General features: G+C 71.3%; 23 protein-coding genes and 1 riboswitch. Of the genes, 10 read left to right on the forward strand and 13 right to left on the reverse strand.

All coding sequences use genetic code 11. The annotated features are described in order from the left end of the window. Positions 1–62 precede the first annotated feature (62 nt). Positions 63–2,951: an AAA family ATPase gene (locus ABZZ74_RS09450; protein WP_356762791.1), complete on the reverse strand. Its 2,889-nt coding sequence runs from the start codon at positions 2,949–2,951 to the stop codon at positions 63–65. A 102-nt stretch (positions 2,952–3,053) separates the two neighbouring features. Further along, on the reverse strand, positions 3,054–3,956 hold the full coding sequence (locus ABZZ74_RS09455; protein WP_356762793.1) for a LysR family transcriptional regulator: 903 nt from the start codon (positions 3,954–3,956) through the stop codon (positions 3,054–3,056). 100 nt (positions 3,957–4,056) lie between these two features. Between ABZZ74_RS09455 and ABZZ74_RS09460 the strand changes: the two genes are divergently transcribed. Then, positions 4,057–5,115 carry an NADP-dependent oxidoreductase gene (locus ABZZ74_RS09460; RefSeq protein WP_356762795.1) on the forward strand — a complete coding sequence of 353 codons (1,059 nt, stop codon included), beginning with the start codon at positions 4,057–4,059 and terminating at the stop codon, positions 5,113–5,115. Here the strand turns inward: ABZZ74_RS09460 and ABZZ74_RS09465 are convergent. From ABZZ74_RS09465 to ABZZ74_RS09510, 10 genes are all read right to left on the reverse strand, one after another. Next, complete coding sequence (locus tag ABZZ74_RS09465; RefSeq protein WP_356762797.1) at positions 5,097–6,155, reverse strand: LLM class flavin-dependent oxidoreductase; 1,059 nt, start codon at positions 6,153–6,155, stop codon at positions 5,097–5,099. The two genes, ABZZ74_RS09460 and ABZZ74_RS09465, sit on opposite strands and share 19 nt — an antisense overlap. Beyond that, on the reverse strand, positions 6,152–7,840 hold the full coding sequence (locus tag ABZZ74_RS09470; RefSeq protein WP_356762799.1) for an ABC transporter ATP-binding protein: 1,689 nt from the start codon (positions 7,838–7,840) through the stop codon (positions 6,152–6,154). Before ABZZ74_RS09470 ends, ABZZ74_RS09465 begins: the two co-directional genes overlap by 4 nt. After that, on the reverse strand, positions 7,837–8,751 hold the full coding sequence (locus ABZZ74_RS09475; protein WP_356762801.1) for an ABC transporter permease: 915 nt from the start codon (positions 8,749–8,751) through the stop codon (positions 7,837–7,839). Before ABZZ74_RS09475 ends, ABZZ74_RS09470 begins: the two co-directional genes overlap by 4 nt. After that, positions 8,748–9,707, reverse strand: coding sequence for an ABC transporter permease (locus tag ABZZ74_RS09480; RefSeq protein WP_356762803.1), 960 nt, complete (start codon positions 9,705–9,707; stop codon positions 8,748–8,750). Before ABZZ74_RS09480 ends, ABZZ74_RS09475 begins: the two co-directional genes overlap by 4 nt. Positions 9,708–9,710: 3 nt before the next feature. Beyond that, positions 9,711–11,330 (reverse strand): ABC transporter substrate-binding protein, encoded by a 1,620-nt coding sequence (locus ABZZ74_RS09485; RefSeq protein WP_356762805.1) that lies wholly within the window; start codon positions 11,328–11,330, stop codon positions 9,711–9,713. A 226-nt stretch (positions 11,331–11,556) separates the two neighbouring features. Beyond that, a complete protein-coding gene (locus ABZZ74_RS09490; RefSeq protein WP_023551189.1) occupies positions 11,557–11,673 on the reverse strand; it encodes a putative leader peptide in 117 nt (38 codons plus the stop codon). Between the two features lie 34 nt (positions 11,674–11,707). Then, a riboswitch (SAM riboswitch) is annotated at positions 11,708–11,820 on the reverse strand. 51 nt (positions 11,821–11,871) lie between these two features. Next, a complete protein-coding gene (locus ABZZ74_RS09495; protein ID WP_356762807.1) occupies positions 11,872–12,696 on the reverse strand; it encodes a DUF1684 domain-containing protein in 825 nt (274 codons plus the stop codon). A 44-nt stretch (positions 12,697–12,740) separates the two neighbouring features. After that, positions 12,741–13,664 carry an LLM class F420-dependent oxidoreductase gene (locus ABZZ74_RS09500; protein WP_356762809.1) on the reverse strand — a complete coding sequence of 308 codons (924 nt, stop codon included), beginning with the start codon at positions 13,662–13,664 and terminating at the stop codon, positions 12,741–12,743. A gap of 92 nt (positions 13,665–13,756) precedes the next feature. Beyond that, positions 13,757–15,157, reverse strand: coding sequence for an NtaA/DmoA family FMN-dependent monooxygenase (locus tag ABZZ74_RS09505; protein WP_356762811.1), 1,401 nt, complete (start codon positions 15,155–15,157; stop codon positions 13,757–13,759). Continuing rightward, positions 15,154–16,260 carry an LLM class flavin-dependent oxidoreductase gene (locus tag ABZZ74_RS09510; protein WP_356762813.1) on the reverse strand — a complete coding sequence of 369 codons (1,107 nt, stop codon included), beginning with the start codon at positions 16,258–16,260 and terminating at the stop codon, positions 15,154–15,156. Before ABZZ74_RS09510 ends, ABZZ74_RS09505 begins: the two co-directional genes overlap by 4 nt. A gap of 731 nt (positions 16,261–16,991) precedes the next feature. Between ABZZ74_RS09510 and ABZZ74_RS09515 the strand changes: the two genes are divergently transcribed. The 9 genes from ABZZ74_RS09515 to ABZZ74_RS09555 all read left to right on the forward strand — a co-directional run bounded on the left by ABZZ74_RS09515 (position 16,992) and on the right by ABZZ74_RS09555 (position 25,713). Then, positions 16,992–17,888, forward strand: a complete 897-nt coding sequence (locus ABZZ74_RS09515; RefSeq protein WP_356762815.1) for a TauD/TfdA family dioxygenase — start codon at positions 16,992–16,994, stop codon at positions 17,886–17,888. Next, on the forward strand, positions 17,885–18,781 hold the full coding sequence (locus ABZZ74_RS09520) for an ABC transporter permease (RefSeq protein WP_356762817.1): 897 nt from the start codon (positions 17,885–17,887) through the stop codon (positions 18,779–18,781). Before ABZZ74_RS09515 ends, ABZZ74_RS09520 begins: the two co-directional genes overlap by 4 nt. After that, complete coding sequence (locus ABZZ74_RS09525) at positions 18,778–19,509, forward strand: ABC transporter ATP-binding protein (protein WP_356762819.1); 732 nt, start codon at positions 18,778–18,780, stop codon at positions 19,507–19,509. Before ABZZ74_RS09520 ends, ABZZ74_RS09525 begins: the two co-directional genes overlap by 4 nt. 43 nt (positions 19,510–19,552) lie before the next feature. Beyond that, on the forward strand, positions 19,553–20,608 hold the full coding sequence (locus ABZZ74_RS09530) for an aliphatic sulfonate ABC transporter substrate-binding protein (protein WP_356762821.1): 1,056 nt from the start codon (positions 19,553–19,555) through the stop codon (positions 20,606–20,608). Next, on the forward strand, positions 20,605–21,933 hold the full coding sequence (locus ABZZ74_RS09535; protein ID WP_356762823.1) for an LLM class flavin-dependent oxidoreductase: 1,329 nt from the start codon (positions 20,605–20,607) through the stop codon (positions 21,931–21,933). The genes ABZZ74_RS09530 and ABZZ74_RS09535 overlap by 4 nt, the downstream gene beginning before the upstream one ends. Beyond that, on the forward strand, positions 21,926–22,336 hold the full coding sequence (locus ABZZ74_RS09540) for an ATP-binding cassette domain-containing protein (RefSeq protein WP_356762825.1): 411 nt from the start codon (positions 21,926–21,928) through the stop codon (positions 22,334–22,336). The genes ABZZ74_RS09535 and ABZZ74_RS09540 overlap by 8 nt, the downstream gene beginning before the upstream one ends. Next, positions 22,312–22,482, forward strand: coding sequence for a hypothetical protein (locus tag ABZZ74_RS09545; RefSeq protein WP_356762827.1), 171 nt, complete (start codon positions 22,312–22,314; stop codon positions 22,480–22,482). The genes ABZZ74_RS09540 and ABZZ74_RS09545 overlap by 25 nt, the downstream gene beginning before the upstream one ends. 36 nt (positions 22,483–22,518) lie before the next feature. Next, a complete protein-coding gene (locus ABZZ74_RS09550; protein ID WP_356762829.1) occupies positions 22,519–23,211 on the forward strand; it encodes a VOC family protein in 693 nt (230 codons plus the stop codon). A 165-nt stretch (positions 23,212–23,376) separates the two neighbouring features. Beyond that, on the forward strand, positions 23,377–25,713 hold the full coding sequence (locus tag ABZZ74_RS09555; protein WP_356762832.1) for a glycosyltransferase family 39 protein: 2,337 nt from the start codon (positions 23,377–23,379) through the stop codon (positions 25,711–25,713). Positions 25,714–25,798: 85 nt separating this feature from the next. Here ABZZ74_RS09555 and ABZZ74_RS09560 read toward each other — a convergent pair whose 3' ends face one another. Beyond that, positions 25,799–26,179, reverse strand: a complete 381-nt coding sequence (locus ABZZ74_RS09560) for a helix-turn-helix domain-containing protein (RefSeq protein ID WP_356762834.1) — start codon at positions 26,177–26,179, stop codon at positions 25,799–25,801. Between the last annotated feature and the right edge of the window lie 65 nt (positions 26,180–26,244).

A 26,244-nucleotide genomic window follows, 5' to 3' on the forward strand; every position in this document is an offset into this window, starting at 1 on the left:
CTCTGGCCCCACCCTCATAAGCGGGGGAACCCTTGCGTTACGTGTTAACGGCGGATGTCATGTCAACGGTGTATGTCCACAGCGCGACGACCCTGTGCGCCGGTGGGCTGAGCAACCGTCACTGCCCTTTCCCGGCGCTCCACTTGCCCGTCGTCGCTGGTGTTCACAGCGGCCCCGGAGGCGATGACGGCGACCGCCATCGCGTGGGCGAGCGCGGTGCGCGAGCGGACCCCGACCTTGCGGTAGACCCGCGACAGGGTCCCTTCAACGGTCTTGACGCTGATGAACAGTTCGGCCGCGACCTCCCGGTTGGTGGCCCCGCCGCCCACCAGTTCTGCGATCCTGGCCTCGGTGGGCGTCAGGTCGGGCCCCGTCTCACGGCTCGAGGCGTCCACGCGGGCGAGTTCGTCCCTCGCCCGGGCTGCCAGGGGAGCGGCGCCGACACGGGTGGCGACCTCCAGCGCCTCACCGAGGGCGGTGCGAGCGGCGCTCCGGCGACGGGAACGGCGCTCGACCGTGCCGAGCGCGACGAGAGTGCGCACCAGGTCGACCGGCAGGGAAAGTTGACGCAGCCGGTCCGCGGCCGCACCCAGTCGCGCCGCGCCCTCCTTCGGCCGGCCCAGGCCGGCCTCGCGCAGTCCCTCCGACCGCTCCAGAGCTGCCCACACGCTGGCGGGCATGCGGGGTGAGACGCGCGCACGGGCTTCGCGGAGCACCGCCCCGGCCTCGTCCGTCTCGCCCAGCACGACGAGGGCTTCGGCCAGGTCGGCGTACCAGTGCAGCAGGGGCGGATCGGCGGCGCCCATGGCCGTGCCCAGCTGTCTGACGCGCCGCAACGCCTCCACCGCGGCCGCCGCCCCGTGCGGGTCGCCGCCGAGGAGCTGCGCCTGCCCGAGCGCGGCCAGCGCGCGCAGCAGGAACAGCCGGTCACCGTCGGCCTCGGAGGCGGCCACCGCCTGTGCGGCCAGGCGCCGGGCCTCCTCGACGGGGCCGCCCGCGGTGGCCGCGAGCGCGGCGGCGTACAGCGCTGGGGCCGACTGGGCCATGACCTGCGAGCAGCGGGCCGCGGTGTCCACGGCCTCGCGGCACAGTCCGGCGCGCACCTGGATCCGGGTCAGCGCCACCAAGGTCGCCATGACCTCCTCGACGCCCGCCAACTCCGCGATTCTGTTCAGGAGTTCGCCGACCTGCTTGCGGGCCTCGGTCACCCGGTCGGAGTCCAGGGCCAGGATCGCCCGCATCCGGATCAGCCGCCAGCTCTGCGGGCCGCCTTCCGCACCCCCGGCCAGGGCGAGCGCCTCCTGCAACGCGACGTCGGCGGCGAGCGGGTCGCCCGCCAGGGAGCGCACCCTGGCCAGCGTGGCGAGCGCCCCGATGCGGGTCTCCGTGTCACCCGCCGTGCCGGCCTGCCGAGCGGCGTGCCGGGCATGACCGGCTGCCTTCTCCAACTCCCCGCACAACAGGCCTCGTACGGCCGCCCAGTGGTGCAGCCATGCCTCGGCCTCCGGGTCGCCGTAGGCGTCCCGCAGACCCTCTTCGATCAGGGTGCGGGTACCCTCCAGTGCCTGCCCGGCGCTACGCAGCAGGATCAGGCGGGCCCGGACCCGCTGCCGGGCCGAGCCCACAGCGAGAACGGTCTCCGCCGCCTGGCCCGCCTTCTCCGACTGCCCTGCGTCACACGCGAAGTCGGCCACTGCCAGAAGCCGTTCGGCCCGGTCCGCGGGCCGGTCGCCGGGGGTGCGGCGGGCGGCGAGGCCGGCCAGTTCGCAGGCCGCTCCGAGGGCTCCGTCGAGTCGCGCGGACTCTGCGGCGGTCATCAGGACCAGGGCGGTGGTCTCGTCCTCGTGCGGGTGGGCGTGGGCGAGATGGCGGGCCCGCTCCACGGGCTCGGTGACCGCGCGGGCCAGCAGGGCGTGCGCTTGTCGGCGCGCGCTCTCTGTCGCGTCGGCGTGGACAGCGGTCCGGATCAGGGGATGGCCGAACCGTACGGTGCCTTCCGCGTCCGCCGTCGCGATGCCGAGCCGTTCGGCGTCCGCGAGAGCCTCGGCGGGGCCGGGGAGACCTGCCGCACGCAGCAGCGTGAGGCTGGGGTGAGCGGCGGTGGCGGCGACGAGGAGAGTGCGTCGCACGGGCTCCGGCAGGGTACGTGTCTGCCCCACCAGCAGGGTGCGCAGCCTTCGGGGCACGCGCAGCGGCAGCCCGAAGCCGTCGCGCGCCGGTCCGAGCAGGGCGGCCCGCGCCAACTCCAGTGCGTACAAGGGGTTTCCGACGACCGTGTCCTGGATGGCCCGCAGTATCGCCGGCGGCAGATCGGCACCGGTACCGTCCCGGACGAGGTCGGCCACTTCCTCGTCCGTCAGCGGCGGCACCGAGAGTTCGGCGGTGCCCGGCGGGCAGCAGCGCAGCCACTCGGGCTGTTCACCCTCGGCCACCCGCTCGGCGGCCACCATCCTTACATCCAGGCGCTCCAGGCGCCGTACGGCGAAGGCGAGCGCCTCGGCGGTCGGCTCGTCGAGCCACTGCAGACCGTCCACGACGAGGACGACCGGGTCGGCGTCGGCCAGGGTCCGCAGCACCTCCAGGACGGCGGCGCGCACCGCGAGCCGGCCGCGCCCGTCCCGCGGTTCCGGTCCGCGCAACAGGGCCGCGTCCAGTGCACGCCGGAGCTCGGGCGCGAGCGCGTCCAGGTGGCTGCGCGGCACCGGTGCGAAAAGGTCGGCAAGCCCGGCGAACGGCAGCTCGCTGTCCTCCTGGGCGGGCGAGCAGCGCAGAACCGTGCCGACCGCGTCCGTGGTCAGCGCCGACACGAGGACGGACTTGCCGATTCCTGCGGGACCGTGGAAGAGGACGCCGGAGCGGGCCGACAACCCGGCCCGGGCGGCGTCGAGCAGTTCGGAGCGCAAGGTCAGTGACCGCGCCGCCGCGGAGCTCGCCCACCGGCTGTCCCGCACATCTCACGACCTCGAATCATGTGTTCATGACAACCTCACCGATTCCGCTTGTCAATGACCTCTGTCACGCCCGTCGATCACGAGGCCGCCGCCCCGGCCCGATCAAACACCCGCTCCTTGGGGGACGGCGGCCCGCAGTTCCCTCACCAGCGCGCGCACGACGGCCGACCTGGCCAGTTCGGGGGTGGTGACGTAGCCGACCCGGCGCGTCGGGCGCGTGGGACCGAGTTCGGTGATCCTGACCGAGTCCGGTGCGCCGGACAGGGAGAGCGCGGGCATGATCGCCATTCCGTGCCCCGCGCTCACCAGGGAGAGAACCGCTCCGTCGTCCTCGGCCACGACGGTCGCCTCCGGGATCCAGTCCTGTGCGGTCCACCAGTCGCGGGTGTACGAGCCGCAGTTCTCGGCCCAGTCGACCAGTGGCAGTGAACGCGGGGCGACGTGACCCGCCGCGTGCACCAGGGCGTACGGCTCCTCGAAGAGCCCGCTCGTGACGAGGCCGGGCTCGAGCGCGACGGAGCCGCCCAGCGTGGCGAGGGCCAAGTCGGCTTTCCCGTCGGCCACTTCGCCCGCGGTGCCGCGCCCCACCTCGCGGACGATCCGCACCCGCGGCTCGATCCACGGATGCCGGGCGCGCAGCCGCTCGAGGACGGGCGGCAGCAGATGGAGAGCCGCACTGCGGAAGGCCGCGATGCGCAGTTGCCCCCGCGCCGCGTCGGAGCGGGCGGCACCGCGCGCTTCGGCGGTCAGGACGTCCAGCAGACGCAGGACGCGGCGGGCGTGTGCGACGGCTCTCTGCCCGGCCGGGGTGGGGCGGGCGCCGCCGCGGCCGCGTTCGAAGAGCACCGCACCGATCTTGCGCTCGCTGCCGCGCACCGAGTGGGAGACCGCGGACTGCGTGAGCCCGAGTGCCCCGGCCGCGGCCGAGAAGGCGCCGGTGTCCGCGATCGCCACCAGCACGCGCAGTTCGTGCGGGGCGAGATCGGAGTCGGTCGTGCGGGCCACGGGGCGCTCACCTCACCGTATGAGAACTGCTCATGGAACGGGGCGTCGCATGAGCTCAACCTGCTGCCCACCAGGCGCATTCCCGCCCTACGGTCCGGTCATGAACGAGACCGCGCTCACCGTGCACCAGACCGCCCGCCCGCACGGCTTTCCCACCGCCGAGCACTTCACCTTCGTCGAGTCCCCGCCTCCCGAACCGGCGGCCGGCAGCGCACTGGTGGAAAACCTCTACTGGTCCGTCGACCCCTACCACCGCGAGATGATGGACGACGTGCCCGGAGGCTTCGCGCTCCACGCGCCGCTGGAGGGCCGCACCATCGGACGGGTCATCGCCTCGCGCACCCCCGGGTTGACCGAGGGCGAGATCGTGTTCCACCGGCGGGGCTGGCGCACGCACTCCGTGGTCACTCCCGAGGAGACACGCCGTCTGCCCCGCTTCGAGGGGGTGCCCCTGACCGCGTACCTGAGCGTTCTCGGGGGTACCGGCCTGACCGCCTATGCGGGCCTGACCCGCGTCGCCCGGCTCCAGGAGGGCGAGGACCTGTTCGTGACGGCGGCGGCGGGCGGGGTCGGCACGGCGACCGGGCGATTCGCCCGGCTGCTCGGTGCCGGACGGCTCGTGGGCAGTGCCGGATCGGCGGCGAAGGCCCGGCACCTCACCCGGGAAGTCGGCTACGACGCCGCCTTCGACTACCACGACGGACCCGCCGCCGACCTGCTCGCCAAGGCCGCACCGGACGGCATCGACGTGTTCGTCGACAACGTCGGCGGGGAGCAACTGGCCGCGGCTGTGGGAGCGCTGCGCCCGTTCGGACGCATCGTCCGCATCGGCACGATCGGCCAGTACAACACCCCCGAAGTGCCGCCGCTGCGCTTCAACTACGCGGACCTCGTGGAGAAAAGCCTTCGGATGGAGGGCTTCCTGGTCAGCAACTACCTCGATCTGCAGGAGGAGTTGTACGACTTCGCGGTTCCCCACCTGCAGAGCGGCCGGCTCGCGTTGGACGAGACGGTGGTGGACGGCTTCGAGCACATCGTGCAGGCGTTCCTGGACATGCTGCGCGGCCGGAACACCGGCAAGACCATCGTGCGGGATACGGGAGTGCACCTGCAGGCGGACCGGGCGCAAGGGGCCAGGGCTCACCGGCTCGCCTCCTGAACCGCGGGGACAGTGGCGCGCCAGCCCAACTCAGGGGCGATCAGGTGCCGTACGTCGTGCAGGATCTGCTCGTACTCCTCCCGGTGGAACTCGTACGGCAGCTCCAGGCGCAGTTCCGACACCTGCGCGAGGACGGGATCGGCCGTCAGCTGCTCCAGGATCTGCTCCGCGGTGCCGACCACGTCAGGGGCGAACAGGATCCGCTTCCCTCCCAGCGCGGCGACGGTCTGCGGCTTCAGGGTGCGCGCGTGCCGACTGGCCGCGTAGTCGCGGTAGCGGGTCCGGGTGGCCGCGTCGGCGCTGTCGTACGGCACGATCACCCGCCCCAGTGCCACGCGTGTCGTCCGCCGGTCGTCGCCGAGGGTGCGCCGGTACTCGGCGAGCAGGTTCGCCTGGGCGGTGGTGAAGTCGTCGGTGTCCTCGCCGGAGACGATGTTGCCGGACAGCAGGCTGAGGCCGTTCTCGGCGGCCCAGCGGACCGAGCGCAGGCTGCCTCCGCCGTACCAGATCCGCTGGACCATACCGGGGCTGTGGGGCTGCAGCCGCGGCCGCTGGACGTTGCCGGGCGAGTGGATCACGGTGTCCGGGCCGCCGAGGTAATCGCCGTGCAGGTGGTCGACCAGGCGGGCGATCCTGCCGTACGACAGGTCGAAGCCGCGCCAGTCGCCGTCGTACACCAGGTCGCCGAGGAGTTCGGCGTGCGGCATACCGGTGCTGAAGCCGACCTGGAGGCGGCCGCGGGACAGGACGTCGGCCAGGGCGAGGTCCTCGGCCAGGCGGAAGGGGCTCTCGTAACCGATGGGGATGACCGCGGTCCCCAGCTCGACCCGCTCGGTGCGCTGGCCGGCCGCGGCGAGGAACACCGCGGCGGAGCCGACGCCGTGTTCGAGGTGGCGCTGGCGGATCCAGGCCCCGTCGTAGCCGAGCCGTTCGCCGTACTCGAAGAGCTGGAGGGTCTCCTCCAGGCCGGTGTAGGGGTCGTCGTCGGCGAAGTTGCCGGGGGTGAGGAAGGCCAAGGAGGTGATGGCGGGAGTGCTCATGACGCTGCTCCTCGGCTCGTGGCGGTCTCGGCGGGGGAGGGGAGCCGGCCGCCGGGGATGGCGGAAAGGAGTTCTCGGGTGTACTCGTGGCGGGGGTCGGTGAAGAGCTTCTCGGGCGGTCCGGTCTCGACGATCCGGCCGGTCCGCATGACCGCGACCTGGTGGGCGATCTGGCGTACGACGGCCAGGTCGTGCGAGATGAACAGGTACGCCACCCCCGTGTCGGCCTGCAATTCGGCGAGCAGGTCGAGGACTTGGGCCTGGACGGACACGTCGAGCGCGGAGACCGGCTCGTCGCAGACCACGAGGTCGGGGGAGAGGGCGAGGGCCCGGGCGATCGCCACGCGCTGGCGTTGTCCCCCGGAGAGTTCCGCCGGCCGGCGCTCCAGCGTGGCGGCGGGCAGGGCCACCCGGTCGAGGAGCTCGCGGGCCCGGTCGAGCCGGGAGGCACGGTCGCCGACCTTGAAGGCGCGCAGCGGTTCGGTGATCACCTCGGCGATGGAGAAGCGGCGGTCGAGGGAGGCGTAGGGGTTCTGGTAGACGAGCTGGGCGCGGCGGCGCAACCGCCTGGCCTGTGCGCCCTTGGCGGCGGTGACGTCGGTGCCGTCGAGGAGGATCTGTCCGGCGGTCGCGTCGGTGAGGCGCAGCACCAGGCGGGCGGTGGTGGACTTGCCCGAGCCCGACTCGCCGACCAGGGCGAGGGTCCGGCCGCGTCGGAGGGTGAGGCTGACGTCGTCCACGGCGCGCAGGGTTCGGGGCCCGTCACCGGCGCGGGGCAGCCTGTACTCCTTGACGAGGTTGCGTACTTCGAGCAGCGGTGCCGTCTCCGCCACGGGGGCGGAGACCGGGGTGCGGGGTCGGGCGGTCGTCAGGCTCGGGGCGCTGGCCAGCAGGTGCCGGGTGTAGGGGTCCCGCGGGCCGGCCAGGATGTCACCGGTGGGGCCGGCCTCGACGACCTCGCCCCGGGACATCACCACCAGCCGCTGGGCCCGGTCCGCGGCGACCCCGAGGTCATGCGTCACCAGCAGGACCGCGGTGCCCAGTTCCTGGGTCAGGGTCTGAAGATGGTCCAGGATGACCCGTTGCACGGTGACGTCGAGCGCGCTGGTGGGCTCGTCGGCGATGATCAGCTCGGGCTGCGCCGCGATGGCGATGGCGATCAGGGCGCGTTGCCGCATCCCGCCGGACAGTTCGTGCGGGTACTGCCGCGCCCGTACGGCCGCGTCGGGCAGCCCGGCCCGGTCCAGGACCTCGACCGCCTCGGCGGGAGCCGATCGGCGGGTCGCCAGACCGTGGATGCGCAGCACCTCGGCGACCTGGTCACCGATCCGCCTCACCGGGTTGAGGGAGACCGTCGGATCCTGCGGCACCAGCCCGATGCGTGCCCCGCGGACGGTGCGCAGTTCGGCCTCGGAGAGGGTGGCGAGGTCGTGCCGGCCGAAGCGGATGGTGCCCGCGTCGATCCGGCCGTTCGCCGACAGCAGCCGGGTGATCGCGTGCGCGGTCGTGCTCTTCCCGGAGCCTGACTCGCCGACCACCGCGGTCACCTGTCCCGGCCACACGTCGAGATCCACGCCCCGGACGGCCTCGACCGTGCCGCCCCGGGTGCGGTACGACACCGACAGACCGCGTATCTCCAGCAGTGGTGTGGTCACGTCCTCGCCGTCCTCACGTTCGTCGGTCATGGCTGTCGGGACCATTCGCCGTCCAGCGCGCGGGCGATGCGGTTGGTTGCCAGTACGGTCGCGGCGATGGCCAGTCCGGGCAGCGCGGTCAGCCACCAGGCGTTGGCGAGGTAGTTGCGGCCGTCGGAGATCAACGTGCCCCACTCCGGGGCGGGCGGGGGAGCGCCGTAACCGAGGAAGCTGAGGGCGGAGACGGCCAGGATGGAGGAGCCGAAGTCGAGGGTGGCCAGGACGATCACCGGGCCCGCCGCGTTGGGCAGCACATGCCGGCCCAGCGCCGAGTACCAGCGCGCCCCGCTCGCCCGCGAGGCCTCCACGAACACCGCCTGCCGCACCCGCAGCACCTCCGCGCGCGCCACCCGCGCGAACGAGGCGACGCTGGCGATGCCGACCGCGACCGCCACCTTCACCGTGCCGTAGCCCAGCGCGGTGACCAGCGCGAGGGACATGAACAGCGCGGGGATGGACAGGAGTACGTCGACGAAGCGCATGAGGACGTCGTCCACCCAGCGGCCCACGAACCCGGCGACCACCCCGAGCAGTCCGCCGACCACGAACGCGACCAGGACGGCGATCAGCGTCGCCTTGAGGGACAGTTGGGCGCCGTGGACGACTCGGGAGAACACGTCGCGGCCCAACTCGTCCGTGCCGAACCAGTGATGTGCGCTCGGGCCGCGGAAGTTCTGTGCGGGGACGCCCTTCAGCGGGTCCTGAGAGGTGAACAGTCCCGGCCAGAACGAGGCCAGCACCACCAGGACGAGGACGACGACCGACAGCAGCAGGCCCGGTCGGCGGGCCAGGAACCGCAGCACACGTCGTACGTCGCCGCGGCTCCCCGGCTCGGGGCCGGGGGCCGTGTCGACCGGCCGGGCCAGGCCGAGGGCGGTGTCGTCGACGAGGCTCTGGCTCATGCGAGGGCCGCCCTTCCGTCCGAGGCCACCACGATCCGTGGATCGAGGAGTGGGTAGACCAGGTCGATGACCAGGTTCGTCGTCACGAAGATCAGCGCTCCGAACACCACGACCCCTTGCACGAGCGGGATGTCCTGGGCCGTGACCGCCGCCGCGGTGACGCGGCCGAGGCCGTCGCGGGAGAAAACGGTCTCCACCACCACCGAACCGGCGATCAGTTGCCCCACGAGCAGGCCGACGACGGTCAGCGCCGGCAAGGACGCGTTGCGCAGGGCGTGCCGCAGATGAACCCGCCACCGGTCGGCGCCCTTGGCCCGCGCTGTCTCGATGTACGCCTGGTCCAGTGCGGTGAGCAGGCTCTTGGCGAGCACCTGGGCGACCTGCGCCCCGGTCGGCACCGCCAGCGTCAGGGCCGGCAGCACCAGCCCCCGCAGGCCGTCGTTGCCGAACGCGGGAAACCAGTGCAGCCGGAAGGAGAACAACTCGACCAGCAGCAGCCCCACCCAGAACGTCGGGACGGACACCCCCAGCGGCGGCAGCGACAGCAGCAGCTGCCGCAGCCCGCGCTGAGTGGTGTACGTCGCCACCACCGCCAGACCGCCGCCGAGGAGCACCGCGAGCAGCAGGGCCGCGCCGGTCAACTGCAGGGTCTGCGGCAGGGCGTCGGCCAGCGTCGAGGTCACCGCACGACCGGTGGACACCGAGTCGCCGAAGTCCCCGCGCACCGCCCGGCCCAGGTACTCGGCGTACTGCACCAGCACCGGCTTGTCGAAGCCGTACTCGTGCCGCAGGGCGGCGATCTTCTTCGGGTCGACCTGCCCCGAGTCCATCCCGGCACTGGCCATCGCCGTGACCGGGTCGCCCGGCAGGTAGTCCAGCACCAGGAACGAGACCGTGTACGCCGCCCACAGCACGCCGACCGCCTGCGCGAGCCGTTTGACCACATAGCGGCGCATGCGTCAGCCGATCCAGGTGTCGTGCAGCTGGAGCCGGCTGGAGGCGTCGAAGTCCAGGTCGTGCACCTTCTTCGACACGCCCAGCTGGGTCTGGAGCTCCACCACCGGAGCGTAGTAGGCGTTCTGCACGATCAACTGCTGTGCCTCGGTGACCAGTTGCCCGCGCTTGGCCGGGTCGACGGTAGCGGCCTGCTCGGACAGTGCCGTGTCCAGGGAACTCGGGGAAAGGTGGTAGAAGTTGGCCAGCTTGGTGGAGAAGGAGCTGCGCAGGATGTCGGGGTCGGCGCGGGTCACGTTCCCCCACACCGCGTCGTAGTCGCCCGACTGGAGTGTCGGCGCGAACTGCGTGACCTGGAGTTGCTTGAGGGCCACATCGACACCGACGGTCTTGAGCTGCTGCTGAATGAGTTCCAGCGCGGGCTGGTTGGTGGCCGCGTTGGGGAACCACTTGATCGTCAGACTCAGCTTCTGGCCGCCCTTGGCGCGGATGCCGTCGCTTCCGGTCTTCCAGCCGGCCGCGTCCAGCAGGGACTTGGCCTTGGTGACGTCGAAGGTCAGGCCGGAGGCGAGGTCGGTGTAGTCGGGTGTGGTGTGCGCGAGGATGCTGGTGGCCGGCCGGGTGCCGGTCGGGAACACGGTGTCGGCGATCTGCTGCCGGTCGATGGCGTGGAGGATCGCCTGGCGTACCTTGGCGTCCTTGAGCAGTGGCCGGGAGTTGTTCAGGCCGAGACCGAACACCACCCCGGGGTTGGCCCGTCGCTGGAGGGTGACCTGACCGCCCTTGAGGGCCGCCTCGTTGGCCTTGCCGACGCTGGAGACGGCGTCCACCTGACCGGACTGCAGGCTGCCGGCCCGCACACCCGCCTCCGGCACGACCTTGAACACCAGCTTGTCGAGATATGCCTCGCCCTTCTTGGACCACAGTGATGATCCCCAGGCGTATCCGGTGCGCCTGGCGAGTGTGAGGGACTGGTTCTGCACGTACTGCTTCAGCACGAACGGTCCGGAGCCGGTCACCCCCTCGCTGCACTTCTGCTGCGGGGTCTTCTTCACGCTGGCCGAGGACTCGATGCCGAGCGAGTGCGTTGAAGTGGCCTGCAGGAACTGGGCGTTGGGCTGGCTGAAGGTCACCTTCACGGTGAGCGGGTCGACCACGGTGGTGCTCTTGACGCCGCTCAGGTAGCCCTCGGCGAGCGTGCCCAGGGCGCCGAGCTTCGGCACCGCGTCGAAGTTGTCCTTGACCACCTGCGCGGTCAGCTTCGAGCCGTCGCTGAAGGTCACTCCGGAACGCAGATGGAAGGTGAAGGTCGTGGTGTCGGGACTGACGTCCCAGCTCTTCGCCAGCCACGGCACGATCTTGCCGGTCTTCGGGTCCTGGTCCGTCAGGGAGTCCACGATCTGGCGTACCGAGTAGATGGTCTCGTTGCTGGCGACCTGCTGCGGATCCACGCAGCCGGAGTCCGATCCCACCGCGAAGGTCAGGGTGCCGCCGGACCTGGGCTGTCCGGTGCCGCTGCCGCCGTCGCCGCCGCCCGATCCGCAGGCGGTCAGCAGGGCGCCGGTGGTCACAAGGGCGGTCAGTGCCGCCCACCGAGAGGTTCTGACATGGGGAAGTGCGATCACGGAGGGCTTCTCCTACTCGTGTCACCAGGCACGGCGGTGGTACGGGACTCGGCCGTGCGGGGGCGTGCGGACCCGATCGGCGTGATGCCGATGTCGGGGAGCGCTGGGCAGACAGGGATCAGCGGAAAGGAAGAACGGGGATCAGCGGAAACGAAGTACGGGGATCAGGCGCAGACGGATGCGGCGGCGACTGGTGCCGGACGGCGACCAGCGCGGAAAAGGCGCGTCAGGCCTGACAGAGACAGCTGGTCGAGCGCTTGAGATCGATGTGGCGCCGACGCGAGAGCCGGGAGAACACAGTGGCGCCGGCGAAACGGGCGCTGAGGTCACCACCGTGCCGCATGTCGGTCCTCCACCTGTCCGGCCCCGGTCACGGGGCCACGCGCTTGCGGGATCATCGGTGATCCCGCCGGGCTTTCACCTGGAGCACCCCACCGCGTGGGAGGGTTGCCGGTCAGCGAGCCAGGGCTTGACGCTGACACTCAATGCCACTCGTGATCGTACGGAGAGATCTTGCCGTTGGTCAATGGCCGGGCCCGGCTCACGAACCGCCGCGCTCGCGGGGGATCTTCTGACCGGCCTCGATCGCCACCGGCAGCCGGTTCTCGGCCGGGGGCAGCGGGCACGTGGCCAGGTCCGTGTAGGCGCACGGCAGGTTCGTGGCGCGGTTGAAGTCCAGGACGACCCGGCCGTCGGCGGCGGGCGGCTCCAGCCACAGGGCCCGGTTGGCGGCGTACGTGGTGACCCCGGAGGTGGCGTCGGTGAACAGCACCAGCAGCCGGCCCTCGCCGGCGCCGGGGAACGCGGTGAGGGACAGCTGGCGTCCGTCCAGCTCGAAGTCGATCCTGCCCGGAGCGTCGTAGACGTGCTCCAGGCCCTCGACGGCCGCTCCCACGGTGGTCGGCCGGGGTGTGTTGAAGGGGACGTAGCGGCCGGTCACGGCCCAACGCGGGTCGGGTGCGTAGGCCGGCGTTCCGGTGAAGGCCGTACGCCGGGGCGCGTCCGGGTGTCGGGGGCGCACGATGTCGTGGCCGCCGCGCTTGGCGACCTCGATGACGGCGTCTCCCCACACCGCGTTGACGCCGCCGCGCTCGGGCAGCACGCCGAAGCGGTGTTCACCGCGCACCGTGGTTCCGTCGACGACCAGTTCCTCGCCGTCGTCGAGGGTGACGACGACCCCGTCGGGGCCGGTGTGCCAGGCGCCGGGGGCGTCCGGGAAACGCTGGGGGCGGTCGTCGAGCCAGTGTTGGCCGGTGATCGCCAGAAACCCGTGCGGGGCGGAGAGTCGGGCCTCCTGGGCCCGGTACCACTCCAGCCAGGTCTCGGTGAAGGTGTGGAGGTCGGTCGTGGTGGCCTCGGTGGTCAAAGGAATCTCCTTCGTGCAGGGGGCTGTCGGGTCTTCGGGTTGGTTCAGCGGGCGAGTTCGCCGAGGAGTCGCCAGGTGCGTCGGCGGTCGGCCTCTCCGGCGATCTCGGTGCCCGAGAACACGACCTCGGTGGCGCCCGCGTCGCGGTAACGGCGCACCTCGGCCTCGACGGCACGCTCGTCGCCGATCACGGCGAGGTCGGCGGCTCGTCGGGCGCCGGAGAGTTCGATGACCCGCGCGTAGGACGGGATGTCTTCGTAGAAGGCGAGGTTCTCGGTCGCCTTGGCCCGTACTGGCTCCACGTCGTCGGTGACCACGCCCGGCACCAGGGCGACGATCCTGGGCGCGGGGCGGCCGGCGGCCTCCGCGGCGGTGGTCAGGGCGGGCACGATGTGGTCCGCCAGGGCGCGCGGTCCCGCCAGGTACGGCAGGATCCCGTCCGCCAGTTCACCGCTGACCCGCAGCGCCTGCGGACCCATCGCGGCGACCAGCAGGGGGACACCTCTCTCGGCACCCGGTACCCGCGCCGGGAGCGGGGTGGTGGCGGTCAGCAGTTCACCGTGGAAGTCGGCCGTGCCGGTCTCGGTCAACTGCCGCAGTGCGGTGAGGAATTCGCGCAGCCGGGCGATGGGCCGCTCGAAGGGCAGGCCGAAGGCGGTCTCCGTCAGCAGTTTCGTGCCCAGGGCCAGACCGAGGTGGTAGCGGCCGTGGGTCGCGACCTGGGCGGTCTGGGCCTGGCTGGAGACGAGCAGCGGGTGGCGGCCGAAGACGGGGATCGCGGAGGTGCCGACCTGCAGTGCGGGCACCTCGCGCCCGACGATCGCCGCAAGTTGGGGCGAGTCCGCGCCGAAGGTCTGCCCGAACCAGGCCGATGTGACACCGGACTCCGCTGCCTCATGGGCCAGTCGTACGGCGGCGTCGACCTGGTTCGGCGCGTCGGACGCGGTGAGTACTACTCCAACCGTCATGTCGGTTCAGAACGGGTGTCGGCCGGAATCGCATTCCGGTTCATGTGTGACAGCTTCTTGTCAGTCATGTGTACGAGACCCGGCGTGGGGGCTCAGCCCGCCTGCCGCCGGTCCGGGGCGGACCGGTGGGTGAGCGGTTCACGCAGGCCGAGGTTCTCGCGCAGCGTGGTCCCGCTGTACTCGGTGCGGTAGACCCCGCGTTCCTGCAGTTCCGGGACGAGCAGGTCGACGATGTCGTCGAGGCCGTCGGGAATCAGGTACGGCGTGACGTTGAAGCCGTCGACCGCGCCGTGCCGTACGAAGTGGGCGAACTTGTCGGCGAGGCCGGACGGCGTACCGACGTGCCCGCGCTGTGGGCCCAGCGCGATGACGGTCTCACGCAGCGACCAGCCGTGCGCCTCGGCCTTCGCCCGCCACTCCGCGACGACCGCACGCGGGTCGGCGATCCGGCGGGCGCCGAAGGAGCCGTCGTTCTCGGTGACGACCGGGTCCTCCTTCGGCAGCGGCCCGTCGGCGTCACGGTCGGAGAGGTCGATGCCCCACAGCAGCCCGGCGATCCCCAACGCGGTGGCCGGGGTGACCTGTTGCAGCCGGATCCACTGCTTCTTCTCCTGGGCCTCCTTTTCCGTCGCGCCGATGATGATCTCGGTGCCGGGCAGGATCCGCAGATCGTCGTCGGGACGCCCGACCGCGCGCAGCCGCCGTCGGAGGTCATCGGCAAAGCCCAGGGCGTCGTCGAAGTCGTTGCCGTGCGCGGAGAAGATGACGTCGGCGTTGCGGGCGGCGAAGTCGCGTCCCTCGCCGGAGTCACCGGCCTGGAAGATCACCGGGTGACCCTGGGCGCTGCGGGGCAGGGTGGGGGCGAGGTCGACGTCGAACTGCGGGCCCTTGTGGCGCACTTGATGCACGGAGCCGGGGGCCGACCAGGCGCGGGCGGTCGCGGAGTCGGCGACGGCGCCGTCCTCCCAGCCGTCCCAGAGGGCACGGGCCACGGTGAGGAACTCCTCGGCGCGCCGGTAGCGGTCGGCGTGGTCGAGGTAGCCGCCGCGGCGGAAGTTCGCGCCGGTCCAGGCATTGTCCGTGGTGACCACGTTCCAGCCGGCGCGGCCCTCGGAGAGGAGGTCGAGGCCGGAGAGGCGGCGGGCCAGGTCGGCGGGCTCGTTGAAGGTGGAGTTGGAGGTCGAGACCAGGCCGATCCGGCGGGTGACCGCGGCCAGCGCCGCCAGCTGGGTGATGGCGTCCGGCCGTCCGGCCACGTCCAGATCGTGGATCCGGCCGTCGACCTCGCGCAGCCGCAGGCCCTCGCCGAGGAAGAAGGCGTCGAACAGGCCGCGTTCGGCGGTCTGGGCGACCTTGCGGAAGGAGGCGGGGTCGATCTGGGAGCCGCTGTCGGGGGCGGACCAGATGGTCCAGTGGTTGACGCCCTGGAAGAAGACGCCGAAGTGCAGCTGGGCGTGCGGCCGGGGGACGTCGAGGGGGTCGGTGCGGGTCATCGTGCGTCCTCCTGGGCGGCGGGGGCCGCGACGGCGTAGCGGTTGGCGGGGCGCTCCAGACCCAGGGTCGAGCGTAGGGACGTACCGGGCAGCGGACGGGCGACGAGGCGTCGCTCGGACAGGGCCGGCAGGACGAGTCGGGAGAGGACGGACAGGTCCTCGTCCAGCACGAGCGGATGCAGCCGTACCCCGTCGACGTGATGGCTCAACTCGCCGAGCAGAGCGACGAGTTGGTCGGCGTTACCGATGTGCCGCAGTCGCCCGCGGTCGCTCCATGCCGCGTGCCGTTCGAGGTCCGCGACGCGCTCGGCGGCCGTGGCGCCCGGGGTGTCCAGTGCCACCTCGACCTCGGCGAAGACGCGGGGCGTACCGGCGACGGCAGCTGCCCTGGCGACGGACGCCATATCGCGCCCTTCGACGAGCCCGACGTCGAGCTGTGCGGCGGGAACCCGGTCCGTCCGGCCCAGGACGACGAGCTGCCCCTGGGGCGGGCGTGGCACGATCGCGGGGCCCTTGACGGCGTACGTCTCGCCGGTGAAGTCGATGTAGTGCAGCCGGTCGCGGTCGAGGTAGCGGCTGGTGGCCACGGACCGGATGACCGCGTCGTCCTCCCATGAGTCCCACAGAGCGCGGGCCACCTCGATACCGTCACGGGACTCCCGGGCCCGCGCTTCGGCGTCGGCGACCGGTGGGCGCCCCCAGGCACGGGCCGCCTCGGGACGTTCGTCCTCCGCCACCACCCACCCGGCGCGACCTGCGGAGATGTGGTCCAGGGACGCCAACTGACTAGAGACGTGGAAGGGTTCGGCATACGTGACCGACACGACGGGCGCGACCCCTACGGTGCTCGTGGACGCCGCGATGAAAGCCGCCCGCTCCACCGCGCCGATACGGCCGACCGGATCCGGTGCCGCGCCGGGGGGCAGCGCGCCGTCGTCCAGGGTGACCAGGGTGAACCCGGCGTTCTCGGCGACGGCGGCGACACCGGCCACGCGGCGCGGGGTGAGCAACTGATCGGGGGAGTGGGCGGCGCGGCGCCAGGCCGCGGGGTGGGCGCCGTCGCCGTCGATCTCGACGGCGAGCTGCAGGGCAGGGCCGGACATGGGGTTCCTTCCGGGAAACACGACGATGCGCGGCCGACGGGCCACGGCGCGAGAGCCGGCGGGAAGGGCCGGCAGGGGATCAGACGGATACGGAAGGACAGACCGCGGAGGAGGTACGGCAGTAGTCGACATGCCGCCGGGTGATCAGCCGCGCACCGGTGCACGCACGGCGCGAGGGCGCGCTCGGTACGTGCATGGAAGCCTCCACCCATCAGGAACTCTCCGCCTCAACGTACGTCGCCCGTCCCCGCGGATGTCAAGGTCGGAAAGAAGCGGAGAAGGTCCCCGTGTCCGCAATGCAAGACCCGTCCGGGAAGTTATTGACCACCGTGGTGGCTTCTGCTGAACTCCCGTCTCATGAACCCGCGCGTGGACCTCACTCGGCGGCGCCACATCGATCTGGCGCACGTCTCCAGCGCGTTTTGTTGTCGCTGACCCGGCAAGTGGTCCCCGGCGACAGCCTCGCGCGCATTCGGTGCGCGTCGGCGTGAAGCGGCGTTGAGCCGCCCACACCGTGATGTCTCTCCCCGCAGGACCGTCGTACTCACCTCCTGAGGGCTCCCCGTCTCCTCTCCTTCTCGCATGAGTCGGGAGCCTGTTCGCGTACGCCGACACGGTCGCTGAGAACGCGCCTGTGGCGGCCCTGCGACCACGCGTTTTCCCCTTCACCCCCGTTACGTCATCCCCTGCGCCCGTTCGCGTGTGCCCGTCTGTCCGGGAGGGACCCCCTCATGCCTCCGTCCATCCGTAAGCTCACCAGCCGCATCGGCGCCGTCGTCGAGGGCGTCGATCTCACGGCGCCCCCCGACCTCGCGACGGTCACGACGCTGCGCGACGCCCTCAACGAGCACAAGGCGATCGTGTTCGACGACGTGCGGCTCGACAACGCCGGCCAGGAGCGTGTGGCCCGCTGGTTCGGCGAGCTGACGACCGCCCACCCCAATGTGCCGGCCGCCGACGGCACGACGAACGTGCTCGCCGTCGACAGCGAGACGTCCAAGGCCAACGAATGGCACACGGACGTCACCTTCGTGGTCAACCCGCCTCAGGTGACCACGCTCCGGTCCATCCAGATCCCGCCCTACGGCGGCGAGACACTCATCGCCAACGCCGCCGCGGCCTACCGCGACCTGCCCGAACCACTGCGCGGCCTCGCCGACACCCTGCGCGTCGTGCACACCAATCAGTACGACTACGCGCGCCCCGAGCCCACCACCGCCGAACGGCGGGCGTATGACCGCGCCTTCGTCTCGACGCCCTACGAGGCCGAGCACCCGGTCGTGCGGGTGCATCCGCTGACCGGGGAACGCGGGCTGTTCATCGGCGGGTTCGCCAAGCGGATCGTCGGCCTGTCGGGCAGTGACTCGGCGGATCTGCTGCGCATCCTGCAGTCGTACGTCACCCGCCCGGAGAACGTCCTGCGCTGGACCTGGTCCCCGAACCAGCTGCTGATCTTCGACAACCGGATCACCCAGCACTACGGCGTGGACAACTACGACGACCACCCGCGCCGCCTCAACCGGGTGACCGTCGCCGGGGAAGTGCCCGCCGGAGTCGACGGCCGCCGCAGCGAGCAACTCCTCGGCGACGCCTCGCACTACAGCAGCGTACTGGCGGTGGCGGCATGACCGAGATCCGCATCCCGGCACCGGCTGTCGTGAAGGGCCTGGACGCGGCGACGACGACCAACGCGCGGGAACGCGAGGTGTTCCTCCCGCGCGACGCCCGCCGACGGACACCGCTGCGCACACTCCGCGAGCGCCTGCGCTGGCCGCTGGGCATCTACACGACTCCGGTCGTGATCCTCGTCGCCTGGGAGGCGCTGGCCCGGGCAGGCGTGGTGTCCAAGACCTATGCCCCGGCGCCCACCTCGATCGTGAAGTCGGCCGTCGACCTGTGGCAACAGGGCGTCCTCGGGCCCGACCTGGCCATATCGCTGCAGCGGGCCGGCATCGGCCTGGCGATCGGTCTCACGGTGGGCGTCGTCACCGGCGTCCTCGGCGGGCTGCTGCGCAGCGGCGAGTACCTCTTCAACGGGCTCGTGCAGGTACTCAACACGATCCCCCTCCTCGCCGTGCTGCCGCTGATGATCGTGTGGTTCGGCATCGACGAACTCACCAAGGTCCTGCTGATCTCCTTCGGCGCCGGCGTCCCGATGTACCTCAACCTGTTCGCCGCGATACGGGGCGTCGACCAGCGGCTGATCGAGATGGCGCGCACGACGGGCGCCGGCACCTGGCGCCTGGTCACGCGCGTACTGGTGCCCGGAGCCCTGCCGGGGTTCCTGGTCGGCCTCCGGTTCTCCCTCGCGTACAGCGTCCTGGGACTGGTCGCCGCCGAAACGGTCAACGCGGACAAGGGACTTGGCTTCCTCATCACGCAGGGGCAGACGTATCTCCAGACCAACCAGGTCTTTGTGGGGCTGGTGATCTACTCGCTCCTCGGTCTGGTCGCCGACCAGTTCGTCCGGGCTCTCGAGCGGGTGCTGCTGCGGTGGCGACCCAGTTATGAGGCGTCATGAGCAGCACGATCACGACGGAGCCCCGCCGTCGGACCGGGGTCGTCGTCGAGCAGGTGGTACGGCAGTTCGGTGACCGGCGAGTCCTCGACCGCCTCGATCTGACCATCGAGGAAGAGGAGTTGGTGATCCTGCTCGGCCCCTCGGGCTGCGGCAAGAGCACCCTGCTGCGGCTGCTCGCCGGCCTCGACCGGCCCGACGGCGGACGCGTGGAGGTCCCGGCACGGCGCGCGATCGTCTTCCAGGCCGACCGGCTGCTGCCCTGGCAGCGGGTGCTGCGCAACGTCACGCTCGGCCTGCACGGCCCCGACGCCGACCAGCGGGCCCGCGAGGTGCTCGCCGAGGTCGGACTCTCGGGCCGCGAGAAGGCCTGGCCCAAGGAGCTCTCCGGTGGCGAGGCCCAGCGGGTGTCGCTCGCGCGGGCACTGGTCTCCGAGCCCGAACTGGTGTTGCTCGACGAGCCGTTCGCGGCCCTGGACGCCATTACCCGACTGCGCATGCACGACCTCGTACGCGCGCTGCGCAGCAAGCACCACGCGGCCATGCTCCTGGTCACCCACGACGTCGACGAGGCGATCGCCCTGGCGGACCGCATCGTCGTCATGAGCAACGGACGCATCGGCAGCTCGCACACGGTGAGCCTCGCCGCCGCGGACCGAGAGGCGAGCGTCGCCCGGGAGGAACTCCGCGCCCGGCTCCTGGACGACCTCGGCCTCGCCGGCCAGCACTGACCTTTCCCGAAACCCTCACCCAGCACAGAAAGCACGGCAACCCATGCGAAAGAGAACGACCAGACTCATCGGCGCCGTCGGTTCGCTCGCCCTGGCGGGTGCTCTCGCCGCCTGCGGATCCTCCTCGGACTCCACCCCGCCGCTGAGCAAAGCCGTCGACGCGAGCGACGCCAAGCACCCGGAGTGGAGCAAGTACACCTTCACCATCGGCGACAACGGCGGTGACGGCAGCCAGGAACTGGCGCGGATCACCGGCGCGTTCGACAACGCGTCCTACAAGGTGAAGTTCGCCCGCTTCACCTACGGCCCGCCGCTCGTGCAGGCCGCCGCCTCGGGCGACATCGACCTCGGCAGCGTCGGCGACGTGCCGCCGATCACCGGCGCCGCGAAGGAGTACGGCTTCAAGGTCGTCGCGGTCAACCGCTCGCTCGCGCCCACCCAGTCCAACGAGAACATCATCGTTCCCAAGGGATCGCCGCTGAAGTCGCTCAAGGACCTCAAGGGGAAGAAGATCGCCGTCCCGCAGGGCAGTTCGGCCCACGGCCTGGCCCTCAACGCGCTCAAGAGCGTCGGCCTCGGCCCCAAGGACGTGCACCTCGTCTTCCTCGACCCGGCGGCCGGCGCCACGGCGTTCAACACCGGCAAGGTGGACGCCTGGTCGATCTGGAATCCCCAGTCCGCGATCGCGGTCAGGAACGGCGCGCGCATTCTGGCGAAGGGCCTGCCGCCGATCGACCAGACCAGCAGCTACTACGTCGCCAGCGAGAAGTCGCTCAACGACAAGACCAAGCGGGCGGCGCTCACGGACGTCCTGAAGCGGCTGGCCGGCGAGTTCGCCTGGGCGATCAAGCACGAGGACAAGTACGCCGAGGCACTGTCCAAGGAGGAGGGCATCCCGCTGGACGACGCCAAGGCCTCCGTCAAGGCATTCGAGACCCGCGTGACACCGGTGGAGGCGGCCGACATCGCGGCCGAGCAGAAGCTCGCTGACGCCTTCCTGGAGGCAGGCCAGATCACCAAGACGGTCGACGTGAAGTCGATCACCGACAACCTTCTTCCGGCCGGCTACGACAGCTCCAAGCTGAAGGTCGGCTCATGAGCGCGCCACAACGTCAACTCCACCTCAACGCCTTCCTCATGGAGGCGGGCCACCACGAGGCGGCCTGGCGGCTCCCGCACAGCAACCCCCGCGCCGACTTCGACCTGCGGCACTGGATCGAGCTCGCGCAGCTCGCCGAGAGCGCCAAGTTCGACTCGCTGTTCCTCGCGGACGGCCCGGCCCTCATAGGCACCGGCGAGTTCCGGCCCCCGGGCCAGCTCGAACCCCTGACCCTGCTCACCGCGCTGTCCCAGGCGACCAGCAGGATCGGCCTCATCGCCACGGTGTCGTCGACATACAACGAGCCGTACAACCTCGCCCGTCGCCTCGCCTCAGTCGACCACGTCAGCGGCGGCCGCGCCGGCTGGAACATCGTCACCTCGGCAGGGGCGGACGAGGCGGCCAACTTCGGCCTCGACGACCGTCCCGGCCACGCCGAACGCTACGCCCGCGCCGACGAGTTCCTGAAGGTCGCCAAGGCGCTGTGGGACAGCTGGGAGTCCGAGGCCGTCGCCGCGGACAAGAACACCGGGCGGTACGCCGACCCCACGCTGCTGCACCGACTCGACCACCAGGGCCGGTACTTCAAGGTCGCGGGCCCCCTCAACGTCGAGCGTCCACCGCAGGGTTACCCGCTGCTCGTCCAGGCGGGGTCCTCGGAGGACGGCAAGGACTTCGCCGCCCGCCACGCCGAGGCCATCTTCACAGCCCACACGACGTACGAGCGCGCGGCCGCCTTCTACGCGGACATCAAGGCACGGACCGTGGCGGCGGGCCGCGACCCGGACGGCGTGATCGTCCTGCCGGGCATCGTCCCCTACATCGGGTCGACCGAGGAGGAAGCTCGGGCGTTGGCGCGGCAGTTCGACGAACTGCGCGTCCCGGAGTACGGGCTGCGTCAGCTGGCCGCCGTGTTCGAGACCGAGCCGTCGGTCTTCCAACTCGACGCTCCGCTACCGGACTTCATCCTGGCCAGGCCGAAGCTGGAGGGCTCGCAGAGCCGTTCCGACCTGATCATCGAGCTCGCGGTGCGTGAGCAGTTGACGGTCCGGCAGATCATCTCCCGGCTCGGCGGCGGGCGCGGCCACTTCGAGTTCGTGGGCACGCCCGAGCAGGTCGCGGACACGATCATCGCCTGGTTCGAGGGCGGTGCTGCGGACGGGTTCAACATCATGGCCCCCGCCCTGCCGTCCGGCCTGGCGGCCTTCGTCGAGCACGTGCTGCCCATCCTGCGCGGCAAGGGCCTGTTCCGTGAGGAGTACGAGGGCACGACCCTGCGTGAGCACTACGGGCTCCCGGTCCCCGCCAACCAGTTCCATGGTTGACCCGCTTGGCGGGCCCGCCCCGCTCGCGCCTCCCGCCGCTCCGTCTTCCCGGAGCGGCGGGAACCCGCCCGCCCTGCGGGTGGAGGGTCTGCGCAAGACCTACGAGGGCGGCTTCACCGCCGTGTCCGGGCTCGACCTGGAGATACCCGACGGCGCGTTCTTCGGGCTGCTCGGCCCGAACGGCGCCGGGAAGACCACCCTGATCGGCTCGGTGTGCAACATCGTCCGCCCCACGGCCGGCAGCCTCTCCGTCTTCGGCCACGACCACCGCAGCCGTCAGGCCCGCAGGCTCCTCGGCCTGGCCGCGCAGGAGATCAACGTCGACCGGTTCATGCGAGCCGCGAGGCACTCGGTGGTCATCTGGCCGACCGGGACTGGATGGTACGCGTCGCGCCGCTGGTGACCGCGGTCGCCGCCGACTCGCGCTTCCGCGATGTGACCGATCTGGAGGGTTCGGGGCTGCTCGGCGGATACCGGCGCGAACTCGGCTGGGGCAGGGGCAGGACGCTCGGCGCCCTCACGGCTATCGGACCGGAGTACCCGGACTGACCGGCCCGGGCCGGCCTGACCTGCGAGGATGGCGTGGTGGAGCAACGACTGAGCCGACGGAAAGCGTCAGAAGCAGTGCACGACGACGGCTGGCGCTACATCCTGGGCACCCTGCAGACGTCCGTCCCGGTCCGGTCCCTGGCCCAGGGAATCAGTGTGACGTCGGACGTCGTGGCAGTGTGCGGTGACGCTGCCGACCGGCATCTCCTCCTCGATGCCCGCCCCGATCTGGTCGTGCTCACCCTGCAGTCCCGGACCCACGCGGCGGTGACCGACCGGGACGTCGAACTCGCCCATCGGATCTCCGCGACGGTTCGCGAAGCCGGGCTGCGGACAGAGCCCGGGATCGGGACCGGCGCACAGCGGTCCGTCCAGCTCGTGGAGATCGCGATCGATGCGCTGGACATCGCCCGGATTCGGCCCTTCTGGAAGGCGATCCTGGGCTACGCCGACGAACTGGGCGGCGCAGGACCGGAAGATCCGCTCGTCGACCCGTTCCGGGTGGGGCCCGCGGTCTGGTTCCAGCAGATGGACCGAGCACGCCCACAGCGCAACCGGGTCCACCTGGACGTCAGCGTCCCGCACGACGAGGCGTCCCTGCGGGTCGACGCCGCGCTGGCGGCGGGCGGCCGACTGGTGTCCGCAGCCCGTGCCCCGGCCTTCTGGGTCCTTTCCGACGCGGAGGGGAACGAGGCCTGCGTGACCACATGGCAGGGCAGAGAGGGCTGAGCCCCTGTCAGATGAGAACTGGTTCCCTTGCGAGTAAGGGCTTCACTCGACCGGTGTCATTTCCGTGCAATGCGCTTAAAGAATTCCCCTTGTCGCGGTGAGAGTTTCCTTGAAACGGGGCGGTGTCGGCGGTGCGGGGAGATGCCGTGACCAAAACTGCTGCGCATGGCCTCGAACGTCCTCAACGCAACCCCGCCCGTCGGCTCATACCGTCGCCCGCCATGGCGATCACCCGAGGGTGAGCCTGCGTACGCACGCCCTGCGCTGCTGGTTCTCGTCGTGCTCGCCGTCGTGCTCTATGCCTGGGGTATCGACCGCAGCGAGTACCACACGTTCTACGCGAGTGCGGCCCGCAGCATGACGGAGAGCTGGAAGGCTTTCTTCTACGGGTCCTTCGATCCCGGAAATTCCATCACGCTCGACAAATTGCCGGGGTTCCTTTGGCCGCAGGCGCTGTCCGCGCGGGTCTTCGGATTCCATGCGTGGGTGCTGACCCTTCCGCAGGTTCTGGAAGGCGTCGCGAGCCTGCTTGTTCTCCATCGCATCGTCACTCGCTGGGCGGGCGCGCACGCTGCTGTGATCGCCGGCGCGGTGTTTCTGGTGACCCCCGTCGCGGTCGGGCTGTTCCGTACCTCCGTCGAGGACCCGATGTTCACGCTGTGCCTGCTGCTCGCGGCCGAGGCGACTCAGCGGGCCGCGCGCGACGGCCGGCTCCGGCCGCTGGTCATGGCCGGAGTCTGGGTCGGCATCGGCTTCCAGGCAAAGATGCTCGAGTCATGGGCCGTACTGCCGGCGCTCGCCGTCGTGTATCTGATCTCGGCACCGCTCACGCTGCGCCGACGGCTGGCCCACCTCGGCGTCGCTGCCCTGGTCACGACGGCTGTGTCGGCGTCGTGGATCCTCGCCGTCACCCTCACCCCGGCCAAGGACCGGCCCTATGTGGACGGCACCACCAACAACTCGGCGTTCAGCATGGTGGTCGGCTACAACTTCCTGTCCCGCTTCTCCTCCCTGGGTATCAGCGCGGCCTCCACGGGCAGCGTTTCCGCCTCCCAGGGTGGAGGCAACGGTCATGTGCGCACCTCCGGCCAGGACACGGGCCGGGGATCGGCCTCGTCGGCCGGCCCGGGAGCGTACGGCGCCCCCGGTGCCGGAAGCGGCTCCCGCGCTCACGCCGGTCTCCACACCTACGGCGGCGATCGTGCCCTCGGCGCGGCTGCTCCTCGGAGTGGCGGCGGTGGCGGGTTCGGTGGTGACGACAACGGCTGGTCGAAGATGTTCGGCACGTCGCTCGCCTCTCAGACCGGCTGGTTCTACCCGATCGCGGCCATCGCCGCGATGTGCGGGCTGCTGTGGGCGCGGGGTCGGCCGCGCACCGATCGGCTGCGCGCCGGATACCTTCTGTGGGCCTCCTGGCTCGCCGTGTACTTCCTGGTCTTCAGCGCCGGCAGCGTCGCCGGGCACACGTACTACATGGGCGTCATCGCCGTACCGCTCGCCGCGCTCACCGGTGCCGGGACGGTGCTGATGTGGCGCGCCTTCCGGGCCGGTGGACCGCGCGCCTGGGTGCTGCCGGGCGCGGTGTCGGTGACCGCGGCCTGGGCGGTGCATCTCGCCGACCAGTTCACGTCCTTCGCACCGTGGTTGGCGCCCGCGGTGGTGGTGCTCGCCGTCGCGGCACTGGCCCTGCTTCTGATGGCGCGTCCGGGCGGGCGCCGGGCCGGCGGCAGACTGGCGCTCGGCGGTCTCGCCGCCGCACTGGCGGCTCTTCTCCTGGCGCCGAGCGCGTGGGCGGTGCAGGTCTTCGCCCCGTCGTACCGCACCAGCGTGATGGGCGCGGTCGGTCCGTCGGGCACCGGCCGCGGTTTCGGAACGACATGGCCCGGGTCGGCCCGCTTCGGGCACATGGCCTGGGCCGGCGGCGCGACGTCAAGGCAAGTGGCCCGCAGCGGCGCGGGCGGCGCTGGGCGGACCCGGACCGCCGGTGGCATGGGCGGTTTCGGTGGCGCGGCCTCGGGCGGTGCGCTGACCCCCGCACAGCGGCGGCTGCTCGCCTACACGCGCGCCCATGACGGCTCGGCGGCCTATGTGTTCGCCACCACCAGCTGGAGCACGGCGTCGCCGTACATTCTGGCGACCGGCGCGAAGGTCCTGCCGGTCGGCGGCTTCAGTGGCCGGGTGCCGTCCCCGACCGAGAACCGGTTCCGCCAGCTGGTCGACAGCGGCAAGGTGCGCTACGTACTGCTCGGTGGCGGCGGACGGGGGAGTGGCGCCGGCGCCGTGCCGGGCGTCACCGGTGACGGGACGGCGGCCGGGACCGGGGCGACGGAGCAGACGGCGGCCGCGCAGATCACCACCTGGGTACAGGCCACCTGCACCAAGGTCCCGGCCTCGGCGTACGGGGGCTCGGCTGCCACGGCCGGGAGCCCGGCCCTGTCGGAACGGGCCGCGGTGACCACGGCCACCGGGCAGACCCTCTACCTGTGCGAGCCAGGAAAATAGAACAAGCGCCCGGCCGCTCCCGCAACTGGGGGCGGCCGGGCCGATCTCGGGCGCGGACGAGACCATGCTCAACGTTGCGGGAGGCTCAGTCGCCGGGAGTGACCGCTTCGGCATGGGCGTCGAGGGCGTCGAGTACGGCGTCGCCGTTCGCCCTCGCCCACTCGGTCAGCGTGTGGATCGGATCGATCAGCGTCGCCCCGAGCGGCGTGAGTTCGTACTCGACGCGGGGCGGCACCTCCGCGTAGGCGTGGCGGCGGATGAGCCCGTGCGCCTCGAGCCGTCGGAGGGTCTGGGTGAGCATCTTGCGGGAGATGCCACCGATCAGCCCGACCAGCTCGCCGTGGCGCACTGGGCCCCTGCTGAGGCCGGAGAGCACGACCACCGTCCACTTGTCGGCGATCAGCTCGACCGCCAGACGAGCCGGACAGTCGGCGAGGAAGACATCACCGGTACCGAAACCGCACATGGCGCCAAGGTACCCGCGCGACAGGAACCTGCTGGTTCCTGTCGGAAACCTAGCCTGGCTTTCCC

The sequence above is a fragment of the Streptomyces sp. NPDC006476 genome (assembly GCF_040612015.1).
In the GTDB taxonomy this organism is placed as follows: Bacteria; Actinomycetota; Actinomycetes; order Streptomycetales; family Streptomycetaceae; genus Streptomyces; species Streptomyces griseorubiginosus_B.